The following is a 14,363-nucleotide window of genomic DNA, read 5'->3' on the forward strand; positions in this document are numbered from 1 at the left end:
AGGTTTATAGAGTGTCCGTTTATAAAAGTGAATTTGCAGTTATTTACGAAAATGTTGTGCCAATCTGGTATCTAGCCTCGCAGTTAATGATGATGGAAGAAATTTTCCCTTAATTGTGCGGTTTGAAAAAGTCACGGGTATTATTTAGTGAACTGCGCGGTTTTCACCTTACTTGCATATTGTTTTGTGCAAGATGTCGCAATACTGGCTACTACCTACCCGTTATATAAGCGAGAAATAAAAACACACAAAATATTGTGTGTGAGGAGGATAAGTAAATGGAGCAATTTAAAAAGTATTTGCCTAATGATAAGACTGAATTATTAGAACAAACAAACTATGAAATGTATAACCTCGACCTTATGCGCAAGGTGTTTCCGCGTATTATTGGTGAGTTTGATCAAATTTATAAACGGAAGCAGCGAAAGCCACAAATTAGAGACATTATCGCTTTGTACTTTTATCTACTTTCATATGTCGATGGCAAGCATACGTTAGAGAGTGGCGAAAAAAGTGAACGCTTTGGGGCTAGCTTTCCAGCAAAACACAAAATTGTATATGACTTAGGAATTGCAGAGAAACGAATTAAGCCGCTCGTTGATATTTTGCTAACTAACGGGTTGTTACTCGAAGCGAGAGACGTTTGGGTCGGGACAAGTCGGTATAAATGGTACTTTGTTTCTTTTTGTCCGAGGATCAGTGATGACGGCTATATAGTTTCGGAAGATGGTGGAAAAATACTGCCCGATCTTTCTGTTTATAAGTGATACAGGAACTAGATGACCGTTTGGGTTCGGGCATTAGAGGTGGGCTTGCAAAGGGTCATTAGATACCCGAGTAAACATACCAACGTTAAACATACCAACGTTAAAAATACCAACAAATAATAGCGCTCAATTAAAACACTTTCGCGCAGATACTTATTAATTAAATAACTTCTATCGCGATAAAGAATATCTGCAAGAGTGAGCGCAAGCGAACGATTGCTTTGTTTTAAACAAGAAAGGAGGAAATAAAAATGAAAACATACCAACCAAAGGAAGAGCTCAAACAAAAAATAAATAGATGGAAAACCGAGGTCAACTCCGAATTTATGGATGCCGCACGCCTGAATTGCGAGGTGGATGCTGCGCTATCGGCATACGTACAGGCTTCCGGAAAAAGTCCGCTACAATCGGAGCCGAAGTTAATGAATCTTATTAGCGACCTGTTTGTCAAAGTCCATGAAAATATTGAGCGGCTTCAAATAAAAGAACGGACCCGGGAAGAATGGGAGCAGGAAGAGCGAAAGTATATACCGTCCATGCCCTCCGAAGTTCCGGAAGGCTATCGAGTGTGTGCTTGCTGGAATTGTAACAATGTTTTTCGGCGCCTTGGAAAAAAGAAATATTGCAGCGACGCTTGCGGACAGGAGCAAAGAGACGCGGATAAACGGTTTAAAAAGACTGGCACGTACTTGGCTCCCAAGCGCGACGGATATCTTCCTAATCGTGAAGAAAATGCCGGTCAAAAGGACAAAATCCGCCTTGTTTTTGACGATCAAATAGAATTATACGGGAAGCGAGAGTCGGACGGAAATCGTCCATATTCTCCCCGCAGAGATACAAAAGCCAAGCAGTCGGGCGATATAAAATTTGGTCAGGTTGAGAGCGACGGGGAAGAGAAGTCAGAGTATGAAAAATTCAAAGACGGTGAGAGTCCGGGTATCTTTACAGTGAATATTGCATCGGGCCTTAAAATCTATCATACAAACGGGAAAAATCACGAATATAGTGAGAGGGATACTGGCGCGTGGTATCTCTTTCAATCTTGCATTAGCCATTCTGGCTAATGCTTTTTTTATGCCTTTTTTTCGGCACTTAGTTAAGGAAATTTAACAAAGGGGGATCGAAAACATGGAATTGACCGGTGATCAGGTTTTGAAAATTCGCCGAATTTATAGGCTGTCACAAAAGGATGTAGCGGATTTGACAGGTGTTTCCGAGGCTTTTATTTGCATGATCGAAAAGGGAAAGCGAAAAATTACTCCAAAAGTCTCTACAAGATTAGCAGATAAATTGGATCTTAACCCTGCTAAAGTGATTAGCCTGCTTGAATTTTACGCGCAGACGGAGGTTATTAAATGAGCCAGCGAAAGATCAACACGATGCGAACTAAACTCGGCCGCCTAGCCCGAAATCAATGCGCCAACTACAAAAGCAGCGGTGCCTGTGATCTTCAGCGTTGCGGTCTGTGTACAGTTGAAATCAAAACGGATTCAATGCCGGGAAATGTTTGTCCGTACTTTATGCGAAACGTTCTGCCTGCAGATCCGGCTTTAATGCGGGAGTACCTCGAATATTTACCAGCCAATCACCCGTTACAAAGTAAGTCGAACAGGGCGGGAAAATGCAACCGTTGCGGCCATCGATTCGAGCGCAAAAGTAACCGGCAACTATACTGCGCCGGATGTGCGGTTGAAAATGAAAAGGAAAACAGTCGGCGAAGGAATCAAGATTATCGAGATAGACAAAGAAAAAGAATGACGATTTAAACGTCTGTAAACGTTGATATGACGGGCTTTATAAATGCAAAAAACGACATCCGGCTATATTACTATTAGAATTCGATTTTTGTATCTAAAGGAGGTACATCTTTGACTAACGTCTTGGTCTACGTAAAACCTGACGAAGTGCTCACGGTTGACGCGGAAACAGGTGAAATATTGCGAAAGATTAGCGGCTGTCACCGAGACTTACTCGTGTCACAGGCGCTTTTTTACTGCCGGAAAGCCGGCGAAGTACCGAATATCGAGTATCAGAGGGAGGAAGACGTATGTACTGCGTATCTAAAATGACCGAATTTTGGGGTAGTTACGGAGAATCAGGGAGCTCGTACATCCGCGAAACAAAAGGCGGCAGTTTTACGGGCTTACTACCGGGCGACGTTGCGCTTATCGAGCTTGACGTAGAAAGAGGCATATATATGGTGACTGGCCGTGACGGCGGCATTATCGCGCTGTCTACTGTCCGGCACAACCCTAAAGCGACTGAGCTCGAAATCCGACGTGCGCTTTTCAATGCGGCCACCGATGTCGCCTATCATTATGGTGCGAAAAATGCGTTTGTTGTACAGGGGGTTGATCGAATACCGGTAAATGAGTACAAGGTCGGACTTCTCACTGCCGAGGGGGATGAAAGATGAAACATACGCTTTATATAACGAAAGTGAGCGATGAAAAGCGGGTCGTTTATGCCTATCTCGTTACCAATTACCAAGGCATAAAGACGTCCGGCCTGTTTGTTACTGCGGGCAAGCACAAAAACGATGGCAGCCGTACCGATCACATTGCTCTTCAGCGTAGTCTAAGGGCTGCGTCAGAGTTGGCGGGGGTGGTCGACTTGAAAATCGTTTTCGATCAACCACTTATCGACTTGGCGTTTGAAATGGTCGAAGTTGCGGTTCCGAAATATCCTTCACTCTACCAGACTTCTGCGCGGCTTATGGGGCGGTTCCAGTCTCATGAATTCGCTTCTACTGTCTTTACAGATATGGAGGCATGTCCGGAAGAAGTAAGCGCGATTGATGAAGCGATGGAAATGCTGGACGGATGTCGTTCATTAAAGGGCCGGCTATTACTGCTAAAAAACTACCTTATTCATGCTAAAAATATTATTTCATAGGGGGATTAGGATGAAATTCGAATACTCGGAAGAATTAAAAGGGAAAATATCGCACCTGGAAGAGCTAGAAAATCAAAAAAAGAGAACTAATGAGAAGTTGCAGGAGCATGATGAAAAGTTAGCGGAAGAGCTTAAAAAAGCTGAGGAAGCTTTGGAAGTGGCCGTAATGGAGTTAGCGCTTGATCCATCTCCTGCAAAGAGAACGAAAGAGCGTAAGGCGAGAGAGACGGTCGAGTCGCTACGGCTGGAAGTTTCGGGTGGGAGCGAAAGGAAAAGATCCGTTAAACAAGTGCATGATCGAAAAATACAGGCTGCGAAAGAGGACATACTTCGGACTTTATCGGCTGAGGTAACTGAACACAAGGAAAAGCACGAGCAGTCGGCACTCGATCGAGTCCGTAAAGCCAAGATGGAATACTTAAAGGCCGCGGCAAGTTATCACGATTTAATTGATTTACAATGCCGGCAGACCTATTTTGATATGGCCAGACAGATAGGTGAGACACAATTCGCCACTCAAAATGGGCTTTTCGAAAAATATAGGCCGAGCATTTACGTTAATGAACCGATTTTCACATATAGACCTAGCGGAACAAATCCATACGGAATTATCGAACCTGAAATACGCCGAGCATGGACCAGAGGGGAACTCCCCGCTGAATAAGGCGTAAAATCGGCAAAGAAACAATGAAGGGATTTTATAATGAATAAGTTTGAAGAGATGAACCAGAGTTACACGCAAATGGAGCAAATTCGCGAATCAGTCAAAGGTTCGGTTATGAAAGCTAAACAGGAATTTGAGAAACGCGAAACGGAGATACTTCAAGACGTTACCCTTACACATGTTGGCCAAAAACAGCAGCTAGATAAGGTTCGCGATCAATATTCAAACCAATTATTGGGGCAACTTCAAAGTGCTAAAAAGGAATTCGATAAGACTTCCGATAGCGTGGTCGTATTTGCGGATGAAATCCTTCTCGCTGAGGTAGAAAAACCGTCCGCAGCAGTAGAAGCTGAATTTGAGCGACGTCTTACTGCGCTTAGAGCGGATACTATACTTGCGACGAATACAAAATCAGGATTGAGTAAGCTAGAATCTTTAATCAACACGATTGATAACCCGTATTTTGCTCGAAAAATGATGGCAGAATTCCCGGCACTGGCCGCCTCTTTTGTTAATAAAGACGTATCGAGCCAACTAAAACTCGGCCATATAAATACGAAGCTGACAAATATGGCGTCTACCGAGGAACAAAAACAAGCTCAACTGATTAAGGAGTCCGCCTTGAGTAAAAAAGAACAGCCACTTATTCCGAAATATGACCAGTATTACAATGTAGCGACTAAAACGTTCGGCCCTCAGATGGCGGACTACCTTCGTAATCCTGAGTCGTATTCCGGTCAAGAGTAATTTAATAGAGTTCGAATGAAGCAGGGTGTCCGCAATGGGCGCCCTTTTTAATTTTACCTAAAAGGAGCGAATGAAATGGGAGAGGTAATTCCTTTTGTAACGAAAGAAGAAGCGGACAGAGTCGCCTATGCGGTCGGTATTTTCGAATGGGTCACAGAAAAAGTCCTAAAAGGTGAGTTAGACTTCACCGATGGGCAGGAATCAAAAATCGCTGAAGCAACTGAGGTCTTAAATCAGTACAGTGCGGAGGAACTTTTGATTTTCTTAAATCGTCCGCAGGGAGGCGATAAAGAATGAGCGGAACAACAGTCGGAGAAATTAAGGCGCGGCTAGTTCTAGATACGAACGAATGGAGCCGGAGGCAGGCGCAAGTAAGAAATGATCTGACGCACATGGGGCGGTCGTCCGAAAACGTATCGAAGCAAATGGGCCTCGTACAAAAAGCGTCGCTTGCGGTCGGAGCCGCGGTCGCTGCGGGCATTGGGGCCTCCGTCAAAAAAGCTGCTGATTTCGAAGAGGCCATGTCAAACGTTAAGGCGATAAGCGGAGCGACCGGACAGGAATTCGAAGACCTGAAAAACATTGCGTCTAAAATGGGCGCAGAAACGAAGTACACAGCGGTCGAAGCTGCGGAAGGTCTTCAGTACCTTGCGATGGCCGGCTTTAGCGTGAAAGATCAGGTCGCCTCTTTGCCGTCGGTACTTAACTTAGCGGCGGCATCAAATGAAAGTCTCGGACGTTCGGCGGACATTGTATCGAATATCATGACGGGGTTCGGCATTAAGGCGGAAGAGTCCGGCCGTGCTGTTGACGTTCTCGTCAAGACGATGACGACGGCTAATACGGACCTTCCGCAATTGGGGGAGGCCATGAAATTTGTCGCTCCTGTCGCGCAATCTCTTGGCTATTCGATGGAAGATACAGCGACAGCCGTTGCGAAAATGTCTGATGCCGGTATTCAAGGATCGATGGCAGGTACGGCGCTTCGTGCTTCGTTATTGCACTTGGCGAATCCGGTCGGGCAGTCCGCAAAAGCGATGGAAAACTACGGTATCGAAGTGGAAGACGCGCACGGAAATCTTAAGCCGCTGCCGGAACTCATTGGACATATCGCGGAAAGATTTGATGGTATGACGTCAGCACAAAAAACGGCAGCCGCAGCGCAATTAGTCGGAACCGAGGCGGCGTCCGGATTCGTAACGCTTTTGGGTGTCGGAGAAAAAGGACTGCGCGATTACTCTAAAACGCTACAAGACGCAGGCGGTACGGCTGATCGCGTAGCTAAGACGCAGATGGATAACCTTAACGGATCATTCGAGAAATTTAAATCAGCGCTCGACGGGCTCGGCATCAAAATCGGTAATGAGTTCTTACCTGCTTTCCGAAAAATAGTCGATACAGGTACGCAGATACTCGATTTCCTTAACAAGCTCAACCCGGGCATCATTACGACCGGACTCGAAATGGCGGGTACGGCCGCAGCAATTGCGCTCGTAGCGTCGTCGGCGGTTAAACTCGGCATAGCATTACGCGGTTTATTCGTTGCGATGGGTCCGGCCGGATGGATCATAACGGGGCTTTCGATCCTTGGCGGCCTTTTAGTCGGCGTCAAAGCCGGTTATGACGAAATGAATACGGTCAGCCTTGAAGCGGCAAACGCAAAGCAGAAAGAGATCGACTCACTTAACGGGCTGATAACCGAATTTGATAAGCTTCAGGCTAAAACGAAACTGACGTCGGATGAGTTTGCGCATTACCTCGACTTGAATGATCGGATTAAGTCCGAGACGAATGCGGATTCGATTAAACGGATGAAAGATGAGCAGGCGGGGCTTCGAGAGAAATCGGGGTTGACGAATAGCGAGTTTGATCGGTATTTGCAACTTAATGGCGAGATTTTAGAAAAAGCTCCGCAAACAAGCGCGGCTATTAGTGAGCAGGGGAACGCATTCGGAAAGAACACCGAGGCTGTCAAAAGACTAAGCGAGGCTAAGGCGGAAGAGTTGCGTATTGACCTAGAAAGCCAGAAAGCTGATATCGAGAGAGATATGAACAAAAACCTGAACAAACAAAAGGAATTAATTCAAGACATTAATCAACTTAAGACGGAGAGAAAAGATATTGAGAGCCAAATCAGCGATCAGGTTGAAGTCGTTCAGAAAAGAGAGGCTGCCTACGATGATGCTAAGGCGTCAAAGGACAAAGCGCGTTTAGCGATGATTGAGAATGAACTAACCTTAGAACAGCACAAGCTCCAAAAACTTAGGGATCAGCATTCTGCCAATTTGGATAGTTTAAAAACTAAAAATGAGGACCTGCAAAAAGTTAACGAAGAGATCGGCAAACTCGACGTTGTAAAGCAAAAAATGGTCGACCTTGAGCTTCGACAAGTTGGCCTAAACGCGAAGAAAGGCGAAGGTATCAACGTTCTTAACAGAGAAATTGCGAGATTAAAAGACGCCCGAGCTAACCTCGTAAACAACACGTCAGCCGCCGACAAGAAGAAGCAAGAGTATCGAAAGTCATTAGACGCAATCGATAGCGAGATAGCTAAGCTAGAAAGCGCAAAGGGACGCGTCCAAGAGATAACGGCCGAAGCCGAAAACATGAACGCCACGCTAAGCAAAGACATTACGAAACGGATTACGACAATTACGACGGATGTCTCGATGAAAACAGAGCGTGCAGTAAGTCGCGGGAGAGGTAACGAAGGTACTTACCACACCGGAGGTATTATCGGTCGCGGACAGATCAACAAGCTGCATACCGGAGGTCTTGCGTCTAAGTTCGCAGACAGACCGATGAGTCACGAAGTTGATATTCGCGCGCTCCGTAACGAGATGGTGCTGACCGAAGCGCAACAAGCGAACCTCATGCGGATGATTGACGCAGGTTATACGGCGGCAACGAGCGGCAGTCCGGCGGTTTCGGACGAGGTGCTTCACGTTTTGAAAGCGATTGAATCGGGTGTGAACCGAGACGGCTCGATCCATATAAGCATAGATGGTCAGACGGTTGCCAACGCTACTTTCCCGTACTATGATCGGAAAATGTCGGATGAAGTTGGAATGGCGCAGTTGTTGGACGGGCGGTAGGGACGGAGAAGGGCGGCTTCACAGCCGCCTTTTTAGCTTCGTTCCTGTTTGCCCTATATAATTGAAGAAAAATTGAAAAGCATGGTTAGTTGAAGAAAATAGAAGGGGTTATTACAAATTCCTACAATAAGTGTTAGCATAGATATGAGGGCCGCGCATCAAAAAAAATGGAGAGATGTGCATGGCTAGCATACAATTAGATAAAAAGACTGGGAAGTATTATTTTATAGTAGATGCAGGTAAATCACAGACCACTGGTAAACGTCGACAGATTAAGAGAAGAGGTTTTTCTACTAAATCTGAAGCTAAAAAGGCAATGAGAAAGGTCTTGGCAGAAGTCTTAACTGCAAAAGAAATAAAAAAAGATCCTTCTAAACAATTATTTGAACCCTTCCTCGAGCATTGGTTCGAAGCTAAACGGATTAGTCTGCGCCCTAGTACAATCGTAAACTACCGGCAGCAGATCGAGTACAATATCCTTCCGTATTTAGGACACTTAAAAATTACGGATATAACTGAAGAAGTTTTGCAGTCGTTTGTCAATCGGCTACATAATGAGCGCAATCTTGCCGGCAAAACTATCCGAGCTACTTTCGGTATAGTGGGCGAAGTGCTAAAGAAATCTTCGCGCAAAGGTGCGTTTGATCTCGAAATACTTCGCGAAATTAACTTGCCGACGGAAAATAAGCGCGTAGAAGTGTGGTCAGCCGACGACATTAAAACGTTCCTTGACGCTCGCGCACGTATTCTTAATTTAACGCGGCATTTTATCGGAATGGAAATATCGGTTCTTACCGGCATGCGTTGTGGCGAGGTCTTGGGGCTCCGGTGGTCGGACGTTGATTTCGAGCGGAAGATCCTAACGATTCGCCAAACGCTTTCGAAGATAGACGACAATGGTAATTACGGTCTGGTTCCGGAAGCCAAGACGATAAACGCGTTCCGTACCGTTAATTTACCGGACCGTTTAATCGCGTCACTTATTACGCATAAAGGATTAATCGATCATGAGCGGATCGTGCTCGGGGATAAGTACGATGACAACGATCTAGTCGTATGTACGAAAAACGGAAGCTGGGTACATCCAAATAATTTCCGGCGTGCGTTTAACGTAACTCGCGACGGTTTAGGCTTGCCGAAAATACCGTTAAAAGGATTGCGCCATACTCACGCGACATATCTCGTTAGTATCGGAGTGAGTCCGAAATTGGTACAAGAACGGCTGGGCCACGCGAATATAAAAACGACGCTCGGAACGTATAGTCACGTCTTGCCTTCGATGCAGCGTGAAGTAGCCGAAAAGCTAGATCGGCTGGTTGCGGAGTGTGACCGCAGTGTGACCGGATAGTGTGAACGTTGTGTGAGCGCAGGATTGACGCGGAATTCGAGCCCCATATAACCACGAAGACTGCATGAACATCATCATGAATGACTTGATCGAATTAATGGACCCGCGCTACATTGAAGTATGGGGCAAATTTACGCCAAGAGGCGGAATTTCCATTGACCCGTACACAAACTACGGAAAACCGGGCACGAAGTATGAGAAAATGGCTGAATACCGTATGATGAACCATGACTTGTATCCGGAGACGATTGATAATCGCTAATTTTTCGTAATCAAAGTGACCTCGCCTTTTTGGCGGGGTTATTTTTTTTCATGATTTCGAATTACATACGCAGTTATTAATGCGATCATACGATGGGGGTATATTTATGAGAGAGGTGGTTACAAATGAAAAACGACCATGCAGTTTCAGAAGCCGAGTAACACACGGCTCCTCCTTCGATGCATGAGGAGAGGGTTAGGCTGACATATGTTTGAGGCGGATATAAGAAAATAAAATATCGGCGGCGAAACTTATACGATAGATAAAGAGGAATGGTTAATGATGAAGGATATTGCAGATTGTCAACTTATAAAAGTTTTGAGTGACGGGCTTTCTAAGTGTTTTTTTGGTTAAAAGGGAAATAAAATACTCAGATAACTTCGAAGAAGGATGCCATCTTTTGGATATGATGGTTGTGGGTGAAAGATATACTTATCTAAAAAGTGTTTTTTATAAAAAAGACGAGTGAATTCGGGGGGCTCCACTCGCCGCTTTCTAATGAAAAGACGGGATGCTGGATGGCAGCTCGTCTATTTTATTATAGTTGATCGAACGTATGTTTGTAAAGGTGTCTTTTCTAAAGAATTGGTAAACATAATAGTACAGATTCATTGTAAACGTTCGTTAAGGTATGCTAAGAGCATGAACGATAAAGGAGTGATATGAAATGAAAACATTGCGATTAAATGATGTACCGTTAGAAATAGCTGCATATCAAGAGGAGAGCGAGCCGAAGCGCAAAATTGCATTTACACTAAACGTTACGAGTGAGACTTATCATGATATCGCTGTCCTGTTGTATGAAAAAACGTTTAACGTGGAGGTTCCGGAACGAAATCTTGCCTTCCGGGGGGAGATTACAAATTATTCAACGTCATTGATCAACCTGTATGAAGCAGGATCTGCCAGCGAGTTCTATATAGAAATAACGGAAATAGACAAAAACGCCGATTCATAATCGGTGTTTTTGATGTAAAAAAGCTGCCGGCCGGCAGCTTTTGAGAAAGCGAATTTCATATGTAAGGTGTTAAAATTGATCGTCTTGCAGCTTTTGCGAATGAATGTGGAAATGAGGAGGTTTTAATAGGAGTCTCTGATGATCTTGTAATTTTTATGATTAACAACTGTCAATGAATCTAACTCAAGATCCCGATAGTTATCCATGATCGTCACATCAACGATAACAGAATTCTCATTTACTTTTTCAACAACACCGGTTAATCCGTTTTTAAATTCAATGACGTTTCCAACCTTAGCGATTTTCACAAGCTTCCTCTCCTTTAAACATAATAATGCCTTTTGAAAGTATTTTGCAGTATTTTCATTGAGAAGTAAAGCGATAAGGAGTTTTATCTCCCTAAGGAATTGTCCTGACGTTATAAAGATGATATATTGATTTTCGTCAATAGAAAGAAAAAGGGGGAATTTTTGTTGCGTCCCGAAGAGATTACAGAAATGATTGAACAGCTGCGCACCGGCGCAATAAATGAACTGAGAGTCCAGAAAGAGCATTTCCTGGATTTCAGGGCTGTGTTATCTAAACAAGATGATTTTAAACATTTCCGAGGTATTGCCCAGCAAGGTGGAGATGTAATATTTCAATACTTAGAACAACCAAGAAGCTAAAGGTTTCTCATACGTGAGATGCCTTTTTTTCATATATGACAGAATGTAGATCTTTTATTACAATCTACTGTAATATATGTAATTAAAATGTAAAATACCATAAATGGATAATTGTGTTTTTAATTAACAATATTTATGTAATTCAAAGCTATTTTTTCTTCCATTAACCAGCCGGTCATCCGGTAAATTCCATCCTGATGCCTCCTTGGGAGAGTTGGAAAATCTTTTTCCGTGAAAATGAATGGATCCCTTGTTAAGGTAATGAAGTGTTTTTTTGAGCACTTTAAGGAGGAAACTGTATGGCAACGAAATTCACTGCTCTGGCTGTTTTTCTTCTTTGTTTCATGCCTGCAGCAAAAATTGAACATACACATGCTTCACTAATGAGCACAAAGAAGACAAAACATGAAGAAGCGAAATGGCTTACACATATAGATCAAGACAGAGACGAATTATTCCCTTCACTGTCTGCTGATAAGGACCAGAATAAAATAAAGCCGATTAAGTTATCAGCACACACTGAAAAGAAAGAGAAAGAGAAAGACAAAGACAAGCCGGCCAAAACAACTGAAAAGAAAGAAACATATACACAGTCTGAAAAAGATCTGCTGTCCCGTCTCGTCCACGCAGAGGCTAAGGGAGAATCCTATAAAGGCAAGGTCGCCGTAGCAAGCGTTGTGCTGAACAGAACGGAGAGAAAAGGTTTTCCTGATACTATAAGAGGGGTTATTTATCAGAAAAACGCCTTTGAACCGGTCGCAAACGGAAGCATTAATGAAAAGCCTGATAAAGAATCGATTGCTGCTGCCGAAGAAGCACTGTCCTCAAAAAGTAGAGAAACAGATGCCATATTCTTCTATAATCCGAAAACAGCGTCAGATGATTGGATTCGTTCAAGAAAAATCATAGAAAAAATCGGCAGGCACGTTTTTGCCATCTAAGCATAGAAGAGACAATTTGTCTCAGCTGTGCTTTTTTACATATAAAGAGTAAAAATAAAATAATTTTTAAACTTGTCTCATATGATGTTGGTAGTACAAGAGACAAGGAGAGACTTCATGAATCGATTTGTGAAAGGGATCATTCTTTTATCCATTGCCGCCTTTTTCGCTGAATGCCTTGAATTTGTCGTGAATATGATTTTGGCGCGAGAGCTTGGCGAGCACGGGATGGGGCTTTACATGAGTATTTTGCCCACGATCTTTTTAATTATCGTCATCGCAAGCCTAGAACTGCCAATCTCAATTTCTAAATTCATTGCCGAATCAAACCCTAAGCTTCATGAAAGCATGCTGAGGCACGCATTCAGAATGACGGTCGTTTTTACAGCGTTTTCTACCGCCGCTGCCAGTATTGCTCTTCCGTTTATTCCGGTATTTGATACATACCATCCTTTTATTAAAGGGATTGTCATCGGCTTAATTCCTATTGTCGCCTTTACTTCAATTGCAAGAGGGTATTTTATGGGTGTGCAAAAAATGGGGAAGATCGCAATCGCCAATGTGCTGAAAAAAATCATCCAGCTCTTGTGCTTATTCCTCTTTTTTCAATGGTACTCATTTGAGTTGAATACGGCTGTGCTGATTTCCTTGTTTGTCCTCGTCGTGAGTGATGTGGTTGTGCTTGTTTATTTATATTCACAGTTTATCATGGCGAGGCGGGCGGTATCCGGCCAGCAGCACATTCATTTACGCGGAAAGGATGTAAGAAAAAGACTGCTTGCCGTTTCCATTCCTACAACGGGGCTTCGTATTTTTCATGCAGTCGTCAATGCGATTGAACCCTTTTTAGTAAAAGGAGCGCTTTTGGCTGCGGGCGTTGCCGGGACAGCGGCGATCGATCAATATGGTATGCTGGCCGGTGTGGCTGTGACGATAGGGTCGTTCCCTGCTTTTATTGCTCATTCGTTAATGGTTGTCATGATACCGAGTATTTCGGAAGCTTATGCCCTTTCGCAATATGACATCGTATTAAAAAGACTGAAGCAGTCAATTTTCATTACGTTTGGCTATGGCATACCGGCCGTCTGGATCATGTTCCAGTTTGCGGAACCTCTCACACATTTGTTTTTTCATTCCCCGGAAGCGCAGTATTACTTGCAGCTGTTGTGGCCCTACTTTCTTTTTCATCTGTTTGTCATGCCGCTGCAGGCGTGCTTAATCGGAATGGGGTTTGTAAAAGAGGCTTTTTATCACAATGTGTGGAGCCATATCGTTGCCCTAAGTATGATGTATGTGCTGGGGTCAATGGAGAATTTGCAAATGCTCGGGATTATCCTAGGGATGAACACCGGGATGATTTTGCTGACGAGTCTTCACTATACACAGATTTGCAAAGTGCTGCGGGTGTCTGTTTTCCTTACGGGAGGAAACAGAACGCCGCGAATTGAAGGATGATAAAGAAAAAGCAGGGGCAAGCTAATTGAAAAGCATGAAAGGAAGATTCCATGTTAACGAAGCGCTTGCTAACGATATGCCTTATGTTGTTGGGGATGATTGCATGGTTTCCTGATGTGGCAGCCGCTGAGGATAAACAGCCTGCAGTTCCTGCTGTTTTTCTTATGAAAACGATAGAAGGGGAGGATATCTCGATCCCGCATAAAGGGCAAAAAACCATCCTGCATTTTTGGACTTCTTGGTGTCCGCCCTGCAAAAAGGAGCTTCCCCAGTTTCAATCGTATTATAATATCCATCAATCCGACGGCGTAAAGCTGGTAACGGTGAATTTAGTGAACTCAGAACAAAATCAGCAAGCCGTTGAAGACTTTATTAAAACAAACAAGCTGACGTTTCCGATCGTTCTTGATTCAAAAGGAGAATTGATGAAGGAGTATCATATCATCACGATCCCAACATCATTTTTGCTGAATGAAAAGGGGGAAATTGAAAAAACAAAGATTGGCCCGATGACGGTCGAACAACTGAAAGAATGGACGGAAGAATAGCTGAGAGCACTGACT

18 protein-coding genes and 1 pseudogene are annotated in these 14,363 nt (G+C 43.8%); 18 read left to right on the forward strand and 1 reads right to left on the reverse strand.

The genetic code is table 11. From position 1 onward, the window contains the following. The first annotated feature begins 278 nt into the window (after positions 1–278). The 14 genes and pseudogenes from Q3W56_RS15095 to Q3W56_RS15160 all read left to right on the forward strand — a co-directional run bounded on the left by Q3W56_RS15095 (position 279) and on the right by Q3W56_RS15160 (position 10,736). A complete protein-coding gene (locus Q3W56_RS15095) occupies positions 279–767 on the forward strand; it encodes a hypothetical protein (protein ID WP_010333808.1) in 489 nt (162 codons plus the stop codon). A gap of 251 nt (positions 768–1,018) precedes the next feature. Continuing rightward, positions 1,019–1,831, forward strand: a complete 813-nt coding sequence (locus Q3W56_RS15100) for a hypothetical protein (RefSeq protein ID WP_272516000.1) — start codon at positions 1,019–1,021, stop codon at positions 1,829–1,831. Positions 1,832–1,895: 64 nt separating this feature from the next. Continuing rightward, positions 1,896–2,126: a helix-turn-helix domain-containing protein gene (locus Q3W56_RS15105; protein ID WP_085185694.1), complete on the forward strand. Its 231-nt coding sequence runs from the start codon at positions 1,896–1,898 to the stop codon at positions 2,124–2,126. Next, positions 2,123–2,533 carry a hypothetical protein gene (locus tag Q3W56_RS15110; RefSeq protein ID WP_302896063.1) on the forward strand — a complete coding sequence of 137 codons (411 nt, stop codon included), beginning with the start codon at positions 2,123–2,125 and terminating at the stop codon, positions 2,531–2,533. Before Q3W56_RS15105 ends, Q3W56_RS15110 begins: the two co-directional genes overlap by 4 nt. A gap of 102 nt (positions 2,534–2,635) precedes the next feature. Next, complete coding sequence (locus tag Q3W56_RS15115; protein ID WP_268398317.1) at positions 2,636–2,836, forward strand: hypothetical protein; 201 nt, start codon at positions 2,636–2,638, stop codon at positions 2,834–2,836. Then, positions 2,815–3,183, forward strand: a complete 369-nt coding sequence (locus Q3W56_RS15120; RefSeq protein WP_302896064.1) for a hypothetical protein — start codon at positions 2,815–2,817, stop codon at positions 3,181–3,183. Before Q3W56_RS15115 ends, Q3W56_RS15120 begins: the two co-directional genes overlap by 22 nt. Next, positions 3,180–3,662 carry a hypothetical protein gene (locus tag Q3W56_RS15125; RefSeq protein WP_302896065.1) on the forward strand — a complete coding sequence of 161 codons (483 nt, stop codon included), beginning with the start codon at positions 3,180–3,182 and terminating at the stop codon, positions 3,660–3,662. Before Q3W56_RS15120 ends, Q3W56_RS15125 begins: the two co-directional genes overlap by 4 nt. 10 nt (positions 3,663–3,672) lie before the next feature. After that, complete coding sequence (locus Q3W56_RS15130) at positions 3,673–4,326, forward strand: hypothetical protein (RefSeq protein WP_268398313.1); 654 nt, start codon at positions 3,673–3,675, stop codon at positions 4,324–4,326. 39 nt (positions 4,327–4,365) lie between these two features. Further along, the gene (locus Q3W56_RS15135) at positions 4,366–5,073 is read left to right on the forward strand and encodes a hypothetical protein (RefSeq protein WP_302896066.1); all 708 of its coding nucleotides are present in this window, start codon (positions 4,366–4,368) and stop codon (positions 5,071–5,073) included. A 75-nt stretch (positions 5,074–5,148) separates the two neighbouring features. Further along, positions 5,149–5,370: a hypothetical protein gene (locus Q3W56_RS15140; RefSeq protein ID WP_302896067.1), complete on the forward strand. Its 222-nt coding sequence runs from the start codon at positions 5,149–5,151 to the stop codon at positions 5,368–5,370. After that, positions 5,367–8,168 carry a phage tail tape measure protein gene (locus tag Q3W56_RS15145; RefSeq protein WP_302896068.1) on the forward strand — a complete coding sequence of 934 codons (2,802 nt, stop codon included), beginning with the start codon at positions 5,367–5,369 and terminating at the stop codon, positions 8,166–8,168. The genes Q3W56_RS15140 and Q3W56_RS15145 overlap by 4 nt, the downstream gene beginning before the upstream one ends. Positions 8,169–8,349: 181 nt before the next feature. After that, a complete protein-coding gene (locus Q3W56_RS15150) occupies positions 8,350–9,516 on the forward strand; it encodes a site-specific integrase (RefSeq protein WP_302896069.1) in 1,167 nt (388 codons plus the stop codon). A gap of 52 nt (positions 9,517–9,568) precedes the next feature. Then, positions 9,569–9,778 (forward strand): annotated as a pseudogene (locus tag Q3W56_RS15155) (tunnelling fold family protein); the annotation flags it as partial. 667 nt (positions 9,779–10,445) lie between these two features. Continuing rightward, positions 10,446–10,736, forward strand: coding sequence for a DUF3219 family protein (locus Q3W56_RS15160; RefSeq protein WP_268400559.1), 291 nt, complete (start codon positions 10,446–10,448; stop codon positions 10,734–10,736). 122 nt (positions 10,737–10,858) lie between these two features. On the opposite strand, the gene Q3W56_RS15165 is transcribed toward Q3W56_RS15160, so the two are convergent. Then, a complete protein-coding gene (locus Q3W56_RS15165; protein ID WP_003232446.1) occupies positions 10,859–11,044 on the reverse strand; it encodes a YkvS family protein in 186 nt (61 codons plus the stop codon). Positions 11,045–11,209: 165 nt separating this feature from the next. On the opposite strand from Q3W56_RS15165, the gene Q3W56_RS15170 reads away from it, so the two are divergent. The 4 genes from Q3W56_RS15170 (at position 11,210) to stoA (ending at position 14,348) form a co-directional block, all read left to right on the forward strand. Next, positions 11,210–11,404, forward strand: a complete 195-nt coding sequence (locus Q3W56_RS15170; RefSeq protein ID WP_003218622.1) for a hypothetical protein — start codon at positions 11,210–11,212, stop codon at positions 11,402–11,404. A 299-nt stretch (positions 11,405–11,703) separates the two neighbouring features. After that, positions 11,704–12,345: a cell wall hydrolase gene (locus tag Q3W56_RS15175; protein WP_302896070.1), complete on the forward strand. Its 642-nt coding sequence runs from the start codon at positions 11,704–11,706 to the stop codon at positions 12,343–12,345. A 117-nt stretch (positions 12,346–12,462) separates the two neighbouring features. After that, entirely contained in the window at positions 12,463–13,800 is a 1,338-nt protein-coding gene (gene ykvU, locus Q3W56_RS15180; protein WP_268400561.1) for a sporulation protein YkvU, read from the forward strand. 50 nt (positions 13,801–13,850) lie between these two features. Next, positions 13,851–14,348 carry an endospore biogenesis thiol-disulfide oxidoreductase StoA gene (gene stoA, locus Q3W56_RS15185; protein WP_302896071.1) on the forward strand — a complete coding sequence of 166 codons (498 nt, stop codon included), beginning with the start codon at positions 13,851–13,853 and terminating at the stop codon, positions 14,346–14,348. Positions 14,349–14,363 lie beyond the last annotated feature (15 nt).

It is taken from the genome of Bacillus sp. C28GYM-DRY-1, assembly GCF_030519405.1.
GTDB classification, from domain to species: domain Bacteria; phylum Bacillota; class Bacilli; order Bacillales; family Bacillaceae; genus Bacillus; species Bacillus spizizenii_A.

Excerpts from the sequence above, each read along its gene's own strand:
- Q3W56_RS15095 (WP_010333808.1), top strand. The coding sequence starts at position 279 with ATGGAGCAATTTAAAAAGTATTTGCCTAATGATAAGACTGAATTATTA.
- Q3W56_RS15100 (WP_272516000.1), top strand. The coding sequence starts at position 1,019 with ATGAAAACATACCAACCAAAGGAAGAGCTCAAACAAAAAATAAATAGA.
- Q3W56_RS15160 (WP_268400559.1), top strand. The coding sequence starts at position 10,446 with ATGAAAACATTGCGATTAAATGATGTACCGTTAGAAATAGCTGCATAT.
- Q3W56_RS15130 (WP_268398313.1), top strand. The coding sequence starts at position 3,673 with ATGAAATTCGAATACTCGGAAGAATTAAAAGGGAAAATATCGCACCTG.
- Q3W56_RS15110 (WP_302896063.1), top strand. The coding sequence starts at position 2,123 with ATGAGCCAGCGAAAGATCAACACGATGCGAACTAAACTCGGCCGCCTA.
- Q3W56_RS15105 (WP_085185694.1), top strand. The coding sequence starts at position 1,896 with ATGGAATTGACCGGTGATCAGGTTTTGAAAATTCGCCGAATTTATAGG.
- Q3W56_RS15135 (WP_302896066.1), top strand. The coding sequence starts at position 4,366 with ATGAATAAGTTTGAAGAGATGAACCAGAGTTACACGCAAATGGAGCAA.
- Q3W56_RS15125 (WP_302896065.1), top strand. The coding sequence starts at position 3,180 with ATGAAACATACGCTTTATATAACGAAAGTGAGCGATGAAAAGCGGGTC.
- Q3W56_RS15150 (WP_302896069.1), top strand. The coding sequence starts at position 8,350 with ATGGCTAGCATACAATTAGATAAAAAGACTGGGAAGTATTATTTTATA.
- stoA (WP_302896071.1), top strand. The coding sequence starts at position 13,851 with ATGTTAACGAAGCGCTTGCTAACGATATGCCTTATGTTGTTGGGGATG.
- Q3W56_RS15120 (WP_302896064.1), top strand. The coding sequence starts at position 2,815 with ATGTACTGCGTATCTAAAATGACCGAATTTTGGGGTAGTTACGGAGAA.
- ykvU (WP_268400561.1), top strand. The coding sequence starts at position 12,463 with ATGAATCGATTTGTGAAAGGGATCATTCTTTTATCCATTGCCGCCTTT.
- Q3W56_RS15145 (WP_302896068.1), top strand. The coding sequence starts at position 5,367 with ATGAGCGGAACAACAGTCGGAGAAATTAAGGCGCGGCTAGTTCTAGAT.
- Q3W56_RS15140 (WP_302896067.1), top strand. The coding sequence starts at position 5,149 with ATGGGAGAGGTAATTCCTTTTGTAACGAAAGAAGAAGCGGACAGAGTC.
- Q3W56_RS15175 (WP_302896070.1), top strand. The coding sequence starts at position 11,704 with ATGGCAACGAAATTCACTGCTCTGGCTGTTTTTCTTCTTTGTTTCATG.